We start from the raw sequence: 10,492 nt of genomic DNA on the forward strand, positions 1-10,492 counted from the left end.
ATTCTGCCCCAACGGCTTAGGAGCCGCCCCCGCCGCCGCCACAGTCACCACCGCCGCCGCCCCCGCTGCTTCCGCCGCCACCGCAGTCACCGCCGCCGCTCCAGTCGAACGTGAAGTCCGCGCCGGCGGCGCCGGATTGGGTCGACGCACCGAGGAAGCCCGCCGAGGGGCCGCCCGGACGGACCGGAACGGACCGCCGCTCGCGGACCTTCCCCGCACCGCCCAGCATCAGCAGCACACCGACGCCGGCGCCGAGCAGCGGCGCCGGACCCCAGTCCCGGGCACTGGAGATCGCGGGCACGAGAGTCGCGGCGGAGACCGCCAGGACCGCCAGGCCCACGCCCGTCAACGCCACACCCACCAGTACCGGTCGCCCGCGCATGGCGGCAGGGTAGCCGGGCGGGTCCAGCGGCCCCCGGGTCGGCGCGCACGGTGATCGCACAAAGTTACTGGTGAGTACCTGTGTTCAGCGTCGCGTCTGGGGGAGGGAGACGTGACGACGAGCGCCACGAGGGGGCAGGATGGCGCTAGAGACCTATCCCACACAGAACCGAGGGAACGCCTGTGGCTACGGAACGCAAGCGCCCGGTGATCACCGCTGGTCTGCCGAGCCAGCTTCCGGACATCGACCCTGAAGAGACCAGCGAATGGGTCGAGTCGCTCGACGGTGTCATCGACGAGCGCGGGACAAAGCGTGCCCGCTACGTGATGCTGCGCCTGCTGGAGCGGGCCCGCGAGCGTCAGGTCGGGGTGCCGTCCCTGACCACCACCGACTACATCAACACCATCCCGCCGGAGCGCGAGCCGTGGTTCCCGGGTGACGAGCACATCGAGCGGCGGATCCGGGCGTACATCCGGTGGAACGCGGCGATGCTGGTGCACCGGGCGCAGCGGCCGGAGATCGGCGTGGGTGGGCACATCTCCACGTTCGCCAGCTCCGCTTCGCTCTACGAGGTGGGCTTCAATCACTTCTTCCGGGGCAAGGACCACCCGGGCGGTGGCGACCACATCTTCTACCAGGGTCACGCCTCTCCCGGCATGTACGCGCGGGCCTTCCTGGAGGGGCGGCTCAGCGCCGACCTGCTCGACGGTTTCCGGCAGGAGCTGTCCCACCCGGGTGGCGGCCTGCCGTCGTACCCGCACCCGCGGTTGATGCCGGACTTCTGGGAGTTTCCCACCGTGTCCATGGGCCTGGGCCCGATGAACGCGATCTACCAGGCGCGGTTCAACCGCTACCTGCACCACCGGGGTATCAAGGACACCTCGCAGCAGCACGTCTGGGCGTTCCTGGGCGATGGTGAGATGGACGAGGTCGAGTCGCTCGGCGCGATCGGCGTGGCCGCCCGCGAGGAGCTGGACAACCTCACCTTCGTGATCAACTGCAACCTGCAGCGGCTCGACGGCCCGGTGCGGGGCAACGGCAAGGTCATGCAGGAGCTGGAGGCGTTCTTCCGGGGCGCCGGCTGGAACGTCATCAAGGTGGTCTGGGGCCGGGAGTGGGACCCGCTGCTCGCCGCGGACACCGACGGCGCGCTGGTCAACCTGATGAACACCACGCCCGACGGTGACTACCAGACCTACAAGGCGGAGTCCGGGGCGTACGTGCGGGAGCACTTCTTCGGCCGCGACCCGCGCACCCGCAAGATGGTCGAGCACCTGAGCGACGACGAGATCTGGAACCTCAAGCGGGGTGGCCACGACTACCGCAAGCTCTACGCGGCCTACAAGGCGGCCATGGAGCACACCGGCCAGCCGACGGTGATCCTGGCCAAGACCATCAAGGGCTGGACGCTGGGCTCGCACTTCGAGGCCCGCAACGCCACCCACCAGATGAAGAAGCTGACGCTGGAGGACCTCAAGCTCTTCCGCGACCGGCTCTACCTGGACATCCCGGACAAGCAGCTGGAGGACAACCCCTACCTCCCGCCGTACTTCCACCCGGGCGAGAAATCCGAGGAGATGGAGTACCTGCACGAGCGGCGCAAGCAGCTCGGCGGCTACCTGCCGACCCGCCGGACCACCGGCAAGACCCTCCAGATCCCCGGCCCCGAGCGGTTCGCCGACGTCAAGCGCGGCTCGGGCAAGCAGAAGGTGGCCACCACCATGGCCTTCGTCCGCCTGCTCAAGGACCTGATGAAGGACAAGGAGTTCGGCAAGCGCTGGGTGCCGATCATCCCGGACGAGGCCCGCACCTTCGGCATGGACTCGCTCTTCCCGACGGCGAAGATCTACTCGCCGCACGGCCAGCGGTACACCTCGGTGGACCGGGAGCTGTTCCTGTCGTACAAGGAGGCCACCACCGGCCAGATCCTGCACGAGGGGATCAACGAGGCCGGCTCGGTCGCCTCGTTCACCGCGGCCGGCACGTCGTACGCCACGCACGACGAGCCGATGATCCCGCTCTACATCTTCTACTCGATGTTCGGGTTCCAGCGGACCGGCGACGGGCTGTGGGCCGCGGCCGACCAGATGGCGCGGGGCTTCCTGCTCGGCGCGACCGCCGGCCGGACCACGCTCAACGGTGAGGGCCTGCAGCACGAGGACGGCCACTCGCTGCTGCTCGCCGCCACGAACCCGGCGGTGGCCGCCTACGACCCGGCGTTCGCCTTCGAGATCTCGCACATCATGGAGAGCGGCCTGCACCGGATGTACGGCGAGGCGCAGGAGAACATCTTCTACTACCTCACCGTCTACAACGAGCCGATCTTCCAGCCGGCCGAGCCGGAGGGCGTGGACGTCGAGGGCATCGTCAAGGGCATCTACCGCTACTCGCCGGCCCCCCAGGTGGACGGGGACGCGCCGAAGGCCAACATCCTGGCCTCCGGCACGGGCATGCAGTGGGCGCTCAAGGCGCAGAAGCTGCTCGCCGAGGACTGGGGCGTGGCCGCCGACGTCTGGTCGGTGACCTCCTGGACCGAGCTGCGCCGGGACGCGGTGGAGTGCGAGGAGCACAACCTGCTCAACCCGGGCGGCGAGCAGCGGGTGCCGTACATCCAGCGGAAGCTGGCCGACGCCGACGGGCCGAAGGTCGCGGTCAGCGACTGGATGCGCGCGGTACCGGACCTGATCGCCCGCTGGGTACCCGGCGACTACACCTCGCTCGGCACCGACGGCTTCGGCCTGTCGGACACCCGGCACGCGCTGCGCCGGCACTTCCACGTCGACGCCGAGTCGGTGGCGGTCGCGGCGCTGCGGCAGCTCGCCCTCCGCGGTGCGGTGCCGGCCCACGTGCCGGCCGAGGCCGCCAAGAAGTACGCGCTGGAGGACGTCAACGCGGCCCCGGTCGGCGAGACCGGCGGCGACAGCTGACTGATCCGAACGAAGGGGCCCGGCGCTCCGCGCCGGGCCCCTTCGCCGTTTCGTGCCCAGCCCGCTGTCGCGCTCGATCCGGGATGTAGTGGCCTCGGATCGGACCGGATGCCCCTACAAGCCGGATCGAGCACGATCTTGACGCCGGGCGCCGGGCAGCGGGCGTGTCGATCCTCGGTTTCCTGGGCGAGGGGCCGCTGCACGGCTACGAGCTGAAGGTCCGCATCGCGCGCCTGGCCGGCTACGCCCGGCCGGTCAGCGACGGCAGCCTCTATCCGGCGATCAACCGGCTGGAGCGGGCCGGACTGGTCAGCCGGCAACAGGAACCCGGGGCTGCCGCGGCGCCCCGACACACCCTCTCGCTCACCGACGCCGGGCGGGCGGAGCTGTCGCGGCGGCTGCGCGAGCCGGCCGACCTCGACGTCACCGACCAGAACCGGTTCTTCACCCTGCTGGCCTTCCTCGGCCAGCTCGACGATCCGGCGGCGCAGGCCACGGTGCTCGAACGCCGGCTGGCCTTCCTCGACCAGCCGGCGAGCTTCTTCCACACCGGCGAGCGACCGCAGCGGGCCGCCGAGCAGACGGACCTCTTCCGGCGGGGAATGCTGGTGATGGCCCGGGACATCAGCCGGGCCGAGCGCTCGTGGCTCCGAAGCGCGATCGCGGAGCTGCGCGCCGGCTGACGGTGGCGGATTCGACGATGGTCCGGCGTCCCTGGCGGGAACGCCGGACCATCACCATCGCGGGCGGCGCCGGGACCGGCTCCGGTCAGCCGACGGCGGCCAGATCGGTGAGCCGGGCCAGCGAGTCCTCCAGGTCGGCGCCGACCCGCCGCAGGCCGAGCCGGAGCAGGGCGGCCTTGACCGGCCCGGCGGGCCACCGTACGACGATGAGCCGCACGATCGTCCCGCCCTCCTCCTCATCCGGGGTCAGCTGTACGTAGATCTCGGTGCGCGCCTCGGCCCGGGCTCCGGCGCCCTTGGCCCGTTCGCGCCACCCGATCAGGGTCGGCTCCTGGTAGGCGATCACCTCGGCCTCGTGCGCCGCGCCGCGCCCGGCCTGGACCAGTTGTCGCCGGCCGAAGCCCTCCCCCGAGAGGACCTCGGCCGCGCGGACCCCCGCCAGCCAGGCCGGCAACTGCTCGGCCCGCTGCACGACGTCCCAGACCGCTTCCACCGGCGCCATCACGTGCGCACTGCGTTCCACGAGGATCATCTTGTCTTTCCCCCACTTAAAACACATCCGCGATATTCGGCACTCTATGTGTAAATCGGACTTACCCGGACGGGTTCGGAAAAGACACGCCGAAAGCCCTTGCGCCGCCCGCCTTCCCGGGCCTATGGACCGGCGGCGCTCCGCGCCCTAGAGTCGCGAGCACGCTTCGCGTTTCAGGGGAGGGCGCATGACGTACCCGCCGATGCCCGAGTTTCCCGCCGGCTTCCGCTGGGGGGTGTCCACCTCGGCGTACCAGATCGAGGGGGCGGCGACCGCCGACGGTCGAGGGCCGTCCATCTGGGACACCTTCGCCCACTCGCCGGGGCGGATCGTCGACGGCAGCACCGGCGACGAGGCGTGCGACCACTACCACCGGTACGCCGAGGACGTCGCGCTGCTGGCCGGCCTCGGGGTTTCCGCGTACCGGTTCTCGATCGCCTGGCCCCGGGTGCAGCCCACGGGCGCCGGCCCGGCCAACCAGGCCGGGCTGGACTTCTACGACCGGCTGGTGGACGAACTGCTCGGGCACGACGTCGATCCGGTCGCCACGCTGTTCCACTGGGACCTGCCGCAGGCCCTGGAGGACGCCGGCGGCTGGCTCAACCGGGACACCGCCGCCCGCTTCGCCGAGTACGCCGACCTGGTCGCCGCCCGCCTCGGCGACCGGGTGAAGCTCTGGATCACGCTCAACGAGCCGTTCATCCACATGAGCCTCGGGCACGGGATGGGGGTGCACGCCCCCGGCCGGACGCTGCTCTTCGACGCCTTCCCGGTGGCCCACCACCAGTTGCTCGGACATGGCCTCGCGGTCTCCGCGCTGCGCGCCCGCAGCGGCAGTCCGGTGGCCATCGCGAACAACTACTCCCCGGTCCGCCTGGCCGGCGGCACCGACGCCGACCGGGCCGCCGGGGCGGTGTACGACGCGCTGCACAACCGGCTCTTCACCGACCCGCTGCTCGGCCTGGGCTACCCCGACAAGCCCGGCTTCGACCCGACCCTGGTCCGGGACGGTGACCTCGACGTGATCGCCGCCCCGATCGACGTGCTCGGGGTGAACTACTACAACCCGACCGGCATCCGGGCCGCCGAGGAGGATTCGCCGCTGCCGTTCGAGATCGTCCCGCTGGACGGGTACCCCCGGACCGCGTTCGACTGGCCGGTGGCCCCGGACGGCCTCCGCGAACTGCTGGTCCAACTGCGTGACCGGTACGGCGACGCGCTGCCGCCGATCCAGGTGACCGAGAGCGGGTGCGCCTACGACGACGTGCCGGACGCCGACGGCCGGGTGGACGACCCGGACCGGATCGCGTACCTGGACGGGCACCTGCGCGCGGTCCGCGAGGCGATCGACGCCGGGGTCCCGGTGACCGGGTACTTCGTCTGGTCGCTGCTGGACAACTGGGAGTGGGCCGAGGGCTTCACCAAGCGGTTCGGCCTGGTGCACGTGGACTACGCCACCCAGCGGCGTACCCCGAAGTCCTCGTACGCCTGGTTCCGGGACCGGGTGGTCAAGCCGTGACCACGGTGAACCCGACGCCGGCCTCGCTGCCGGCGGCGCTCGCCGAACCGACCGTGCCGGTGCGGCGGAGCTGGATCGCGCTCATCTTCGCGGCCAACCTGGGCGTCTGGATGGCCTTCTTCACCCCGATCCAGGTGCTGCTGCCGCAGCAGATCGAGCGGATCGCCCCGGGCGACAAGGAGGCGATGCTCGCGGTGGTGACCGGCCTGGGCGCGCTCGCCGCGGTGCTCGCCAATCCGCTCGCCGGCGCGCTCTCCGACCGGACCTCGCTGCGGCTGGCGAACCGGCACTTCGGCCGGCGGCACGTCTGGACCGCCGCCGGGGCGGTGCTCGGCGCGCTGGCCCTGGTGCTGCTCGCCCGGCAGGACACCATCGCCGGGGTGGCGGTGGGTTGGGTCGCCGCCCAGGTCTGCTTCAACGCGATGCTGGCCAGCCTCACCGCCGCCATCCCGGACCGGGTGCCGGTCGCCCAGCGCGGCGGCGTCTCCGGCTGGGTGGGCATCCCGCAGGCGCTCGGCCTGGTGGTCGGGGCGGTGCTGGTCACCGCCGCGGTCACCGGCAACGCCGCCGGGTACGCGGCGATCGCGCTGGCGGTGCTGCTGCTGTCGCTGCCGTTCGCGCTGCTCACCGAGGACGACCCGCTGCCCCGCGAGCACCGGTCGGCGCTGCGGCTGCGCGCGCTGCTGGCCTCCATGTGGATCAGCCCGCGCCGGCACCCGGACTTCGCCTGGGCCTGGTTCACCCGCTTCCTGGTCCAGACCGGCAACGCCCTCGGCACGCTCTACCTGCTGTACTTCCTCAGCGACGGGGTCCGGGTGGCCGACCCCGAGGGCGCGCTGCTGGTGCTGATCCTGCTCTACACGCTCGGCATGATGCTCACCGCCGTGGTGGCCGGCCGGCTCTCCGACCGGTCCGGCCGGCGGAAGGTGTTCGTGATCGTCTCCGGACTGATCATGGCGGTGGCGGCGGTGCTGCTCGCGATGGCGCCGACCTGGCCGATGGCGATCGTCGCCGCGTTGCTGCTCGGTGCCGGTTACGGCGTCTACCTGGCGGTGGACGCGGCGCTGATCACCCAGGTGCTGCCGGCCGCGACCGACCGGGCCAAGGACCTCGGGGTGATCAACATCGCCAACTCCGCGCCGCAGGTGCTCGGCCCGGCGTTGTCCGCCCCGATCGTGGTCCACCTGGGCGGCTATCCCACCCTGTACGCGGTCACCGCGGCGGTCACCCTGGTCGGCAGCGTCCTGGTTCTGAAGATCAAGGCGGTGCCCTGAACCGGCCCCCTGCCGGAAAGCGGTCGCGGCCCGCCGTAGGCTGGGGGACGTGACGGTACGTGTACGCTTCGCCCCTTCCCCGACCGGTATGTTCCACGTCGGCGGTGCCCGCTCGGCCCTGCAGAACTGGATCTACGCCAAGCAGCAGGGCGGGGTGTTCGTGCTCCGCATCGAGGACACCGACGCGGCCCGCAACAAGCCCGAGTGGACCGAGGGCATCCTGTCCGCGCTGGACTGGATCGGCATCGCGCGGGGCAGCTACGAGGGCCCGTACTTCCAGTCGTCGTACGCCGGCGAGCACCGCGCCGCCGCGCAGCGGCTCTACGACGGCGGCCGGGCGTACTACTGCGACTGCACCCGCGAGGACGTGCAGGCGCGGACCGGCTCGCAGTATCAGGGCTACGACGGCTACTGCCGGGACCGCGGGCTCGGCCCGGGCGAGGGGCGGGCACTGCGCTTCCGTACGCCGGACGAGGGCGCGACCGTGGTGGTCGACCTGATCCGGGGCGAGCCGACCTTCGAGAACAAGCTGATCGAGGACTTCGTGATCGCCCGCGGCGACGGCTCCCCGGTCTTCCTGCTCGCCAACGTGGTCGACGACATGACCATGGGGATCACCCACGTGATCCGGGCCGAGGAGCACCTGCCCAACACCCCGAAGCAGCAGCTGCTCTGGGACGCCCTCGGGGTCAAGCCGCCGGTCTGGGCGCACGTGCCCGTGGTGGTCAACGAGAAGCGGCAGAAGCTGTCCAAGCGGCGCGACAAGGTCGCCCTGGAGGCGTACCGGGACGAGGGCTACCTCGCCGCCGCGATGCGCAACTACCTGATGCTGCTCGGCTGGGCGCCCTCCGGGGACCGGGAGATCGTGCCCTGGTCGGTGATCGAGGAGGCGTTCCGGCTGGAGGAGGTGAACCCCTCCCCCGCGTTCTTCGACGAGAAGAAGCTGCGCGCGTTCAACGGCGAGTACATCCGGGCGCTGCCGGTCGAGGACTTCATCACCGAGTGCCAGCCGTGGCTGACCGGCACCGACACCATCGTGCCGCCGCCCTGGCAGCCGGAGGAGTTCGATCCGGCCGCCTTCGCCGCGGTGGCCCCGCTGGCGCAGACCCGGATCGCGGTGCTCAGCGAGATCGTGCCGAACGTCGACTTCCTCTTCCTGGCCGACCCGCTGATCGACGAGGCGGCGTGGGCGAAGGCGATGAAGGAGGGCGCGGCGGAGCTGCTGGACGCGGCCGTCGCCGCGTTCGAGGCGCTGGAGTCCTGGGACGCCGAGTCGCTCAAGTCCACGCTGGAGGCGGTCGGCGCGGAGCGCGGCCTGAAGCTGGGCAAGGCCCAGGCCCCGGTCCGGGTCGCGGTCACCGGGCGTACGGTCGGGCTGCCGCTCTTCGAGTCCCTCGAAGTACTCGGCCGCGAGCGCACCCTGACCCGGCTGCGCGCCGCCCGGGTGCGCCTGGTCTGAGCCCCGCTCCGGGTTGCCGCCGGCGGGTCGCGCCCGTCGGCGGTACGCCCAGGATGGACATGTCCGTGAGACAGGAACATGTCGCAGCGACATGTCCGTCTCGGGTGCGGCCTGCCGCCGCCCAGCGGCGTCCGTGTTCGGCATGCCGAGCGCACCGGACAGCGGCGCGCGGCCGAACCGTGCCGAGCCGGCGGCGACCCTGGTTCAGCGGCCGGTGGTACGGCGGCGCATCAGCAGCCCGCCACCCAGCGCGAGGAGCACCACCACCGCCCCGCCCGCCCACCACCAGCCCGCGCCGCCGCTACTGTCGGCGGGCGAGGCGGCCGGCGCCGGGCTGGCCGGGGCGCTCGTCGGCGCGGCGGCCGGTCCGGCGGTGGCCGGGGCGCTCGTCGGCGCGGCCGGGGCGCCAGCGGTCAGGGTGAAGCTGAGCTGTCCCTTGACCGGGTGGCCGTCCGTCGAGCCGACCTGGTACGCGACCGTGTACACGCCGGCCGGGCCCGGGGTGAACGGCACGCTCACCCGCTTGCCGGAGAAGGCGGGCGCGCCGGACGAGGCCGCCGCGTGATCCGGCCCGGTGACTGTGATCTTCGTCGTGTCCCGGGCCGGCGTGGCCAGGAAGCGCAGCTCGATCCGCTCCGGCGCGGTCGCCACCCGGGCCCCGTCCTTCGGATCGCTGCCGGTCAACGAGTTGTGGGCGGCGGCCGGGGCGGCCGGCAGCAGCGTCGACACCCCGCACGCCGCACCGAGCACCACCGACCAGGCACGCACCGCGCGGGCCGTCCGTCCCCCCATGAGCCCCTCCGTCCGGGTACTATCCGGCCGCTGATCAACGACCGCTCGGTTAGTCGGTCTCAGATCGCAGATAGTTCCAATAACTGTGCCAGCAGCTGCAACCGAGCGACGTTCTGCGGAGTCTTTTCAAGGTGGGCACCCGATGTTCGGGCCCGGCCACCGCCGTCGGCCGATCCAGCGTGACCTGCAGCGGAAGCCACCCATCGAACGGGGCGAGGAGGCGGCGATGGTCCGACAGGTGAGGCGGCTGCTGGCAGGTGCGGTGATCGCGACGGCGTGCGGGTTCGCCCTGGCCGGCCCGACGGCCGCCCAGGCGGCGCCCAAGCCCAAGCTCGCACCGGCCGGAGTGGACATCAGCGGCGACAAACTCGACCAGCCGCTGCAACTGCGCGCCGACACCCACCCGGCCGAGGTGAACGCCGTCGTCGACCAGGTGAAGTGGCTGGGACCCGCCGGCCAGCAGCGTGGCCCCAAGGCGGACGACCTCGGTCCCAAGTACACGGTGGTGCTGCTCTACGGGGGCACACCGACCAAGACCTACGACCTCTACCCGCTCGCCAAGGGCGGTCCCCGGGTCTACCGGCCGGCCAAGCAGCCCGACCTGAGCAAGACCCGGGCCGGCTGGTTCTACGGCCGGCTGACCATGTCCGAGGTGCTGCGGACCGCCGGGGTGCCGCTGGAGCGGCAGTACGACACGATCAGCGGCGGCATCGGCGGCGGCGACCGGGTCATCCCCGAGGAGGCGCTGGACCCGGTGCAGGACATCGACTCGGCGATGGGCGAGCTGCAGCGGCTGCTGCTGCTCAACGTCGGCGTGATGGTGGTCATCACGGCCGGGCTCGCCGGCATCGCGCTGCTGGTCCGCCGCCGCACCCGCTGACGCCGCGCCGGGCACGCCGGCCCGCTCCGGACACGCCGGCCCGC

9 protein-coding genes are annotated in these 10,492 nt (G+C 72.0%); 6 read left to right on the top strand and 3 right to left on the bottom strand.

Annotated features, from left to right (window positions below):
- Positions 1-16: 16 nt before the first annotated feature.
- Positions 17-382, bottom strand: coding sequence for a hypothetical protein (locus tag EFE23_RS15265; RefSeq protein WP_148058453.1), 366 nt, complete (start codon positions 380-382; stop codon positions 17-19).
- A gap of 182 nt (positions 383-564) precedes the next feature.
- On the opposite strand from EFE23_RS15265, the gene aceE reads away from it, so the two are divergent.
- Both aceE and EFE23_RS15275 read left to right on the top strand, forming a co-directional pair.
- Positions 565-3,309: a pyruvate dehydrogenase (acetyl-transferring), homodimeric type gene (aceE, locus tag EFE23_RS15270; protein ID WP_123241590.1), complete on the top strand. Its 2,745-nt coding sequence runs from the start codon at positions 565-567 to the stop codon at positions 3,307-3,309.
- A gap of 164 nt (positions 3,310-3,473) precedes the next feature.
- Positions 3,474-3,992, top strand: a complete 519-nt coding sequence (locus EFE23_RS15275; RefSeq protein WP_123241591.1) for a PadR family transcriptional regulator — start codon at positions 3,474-3,476, stop codon at positions 3,990-3,992.
- Positions 3,993-4,077: 85 nt separating this feature from the next.
- Here the strand turns inward: EFE23_RS15275 and EFE23_RS15280 are convergent, their stop codons facing one another.
- Positions 4,078-4,524, bottom strand: a complete 447-nt coding sequence (locus EFE23_RS15280) for an SRPBCC family protein (protein WP_089013161.1) — start codon at positions 4,522-4,524, stop codon at positions 4,078-4,080.
- A gap of 187 nt (positions 4,525-4,711) precedes the next feature.
- Here EFE23_RS15280 and EFE23_RS15285 point away from each other — a divergent pair, with 187 nt between their 5' ends.
- From EFE23_RS15285 to gltX, 3 genes are read left to right on the top strand one after another with little or no spacing between them, the layout of a single operon-like run.
- Entirely contained in the window at positions 4,712-6,043 is a 1,332-nt protein-coding gene (locus EFE23_RS15285; protein ID WP_123241592.1) for a GH1 family beta-glucosidase, read from the top strand.
- The gene (locus tag EFE23_RS15290) at positions 6,040-7,317 is read left to right on the top strand and encodes an MFS transporter (RefSeq protein WP_123241593.1); all 1,278 of its coding nucleotides are present in this window, start codon (positions 6,040-6,042) and stop codon (positions 7,315-7,317) included. The genes EFE23_RS15285 and EFE23_RS15290 overlap by 4 nt, the downstream gene beginning before the upstream one ends.
- Positions 7,318-7,366: 49 nt before the next feature.
- On the top strand, positions 7,367-8,776 hold the full coding sequence (gltX, locus tag EFE23_RS15295; protein WP_123241594.1) for a glutamate--tRNA ligase: 1,410 nt from the start codon (positions 7,367-7,369) through the stop codon (positions 8,774-8,776).
- 204 nt (positions 8,777-8,980) lie between these two features.
- Here gltX and EFE23_RS15300 read toward each other — a convergent pair whose 3' ends face one another.
- Entirely contained in the window at positions 8,981-9,568 is a 588-nt protein-coding gene (locus EFE23_RS15300; protein WP_123241595.1) for a copper resistance CopC family protein, read from the bottom strand.
- 226 nt (positions 9,569-9,794) lie between these two features.
- Here EFE23_RS15300 and EFE23_RS15305 point away from each other — a divergent pair, with 226 nt between their 5' ends.
- Positions 9,795-10,448, top strand: coding sequence for a hypothetical protein (locus EFE23_RS15305; protein WP_123241603.1), 654 nt, complete (start codon positions 9,795-9,797; stop codon positions 10,446-10,448).
- The last annotated feature ends 44 nt before the right edge of the window (positions 10,449-10,492 follow it).

Source organism: Micromonospora solifontis (assembly GCF_003725545.1).
Lineage (GTDB): Bacteria > Actinomycetota > Actinomycetes > Mycobacteriales > Micromonosporaceae > Micromonospora > Micromonospora solifontis.

Excerpts from the sequence above, each read along its gene's own strand:
- EFE23_RS15265 (WP_148058453.1), bottom strand. The coding sequence starts at position 382 with ATGCGCGGGCGACCGGTACTGGTGGGTGTGGCGTTGACGGGCGTGGGC.
- EFE23_RS15280 (WP_089013161.1), bottom strand. The coding sequence starts at position 4,524 with ATGATCCTCGTGGAACGCAGTGCGCACGTGATGGCGCCGGTGGAAGCG.
- EFE23_RS15285 (WP_123241592.1), top strand. The coding sequence starts at position 4,712 with ATGACGTACCCGCCGATGCCCGAGTTTCCCGCCGGCTTCCGCTGGGGG.
- EFE23_RS15300 (WP_123241595.1), bottom strand. The coding sequence starts at position 9,568 with ATGGGGGGACGGACGGCCCGCGCGGTGCGTGCCTGGTCGGTGGTGCTC.
- EFE23_RS15305 (WP_123241603.1), top strand. The coding sequence starts at position 9,795 with ATGGTCCGACAGGTGAGGCGGCTGCTGGCAGGTGCGGTGATCGCGACG.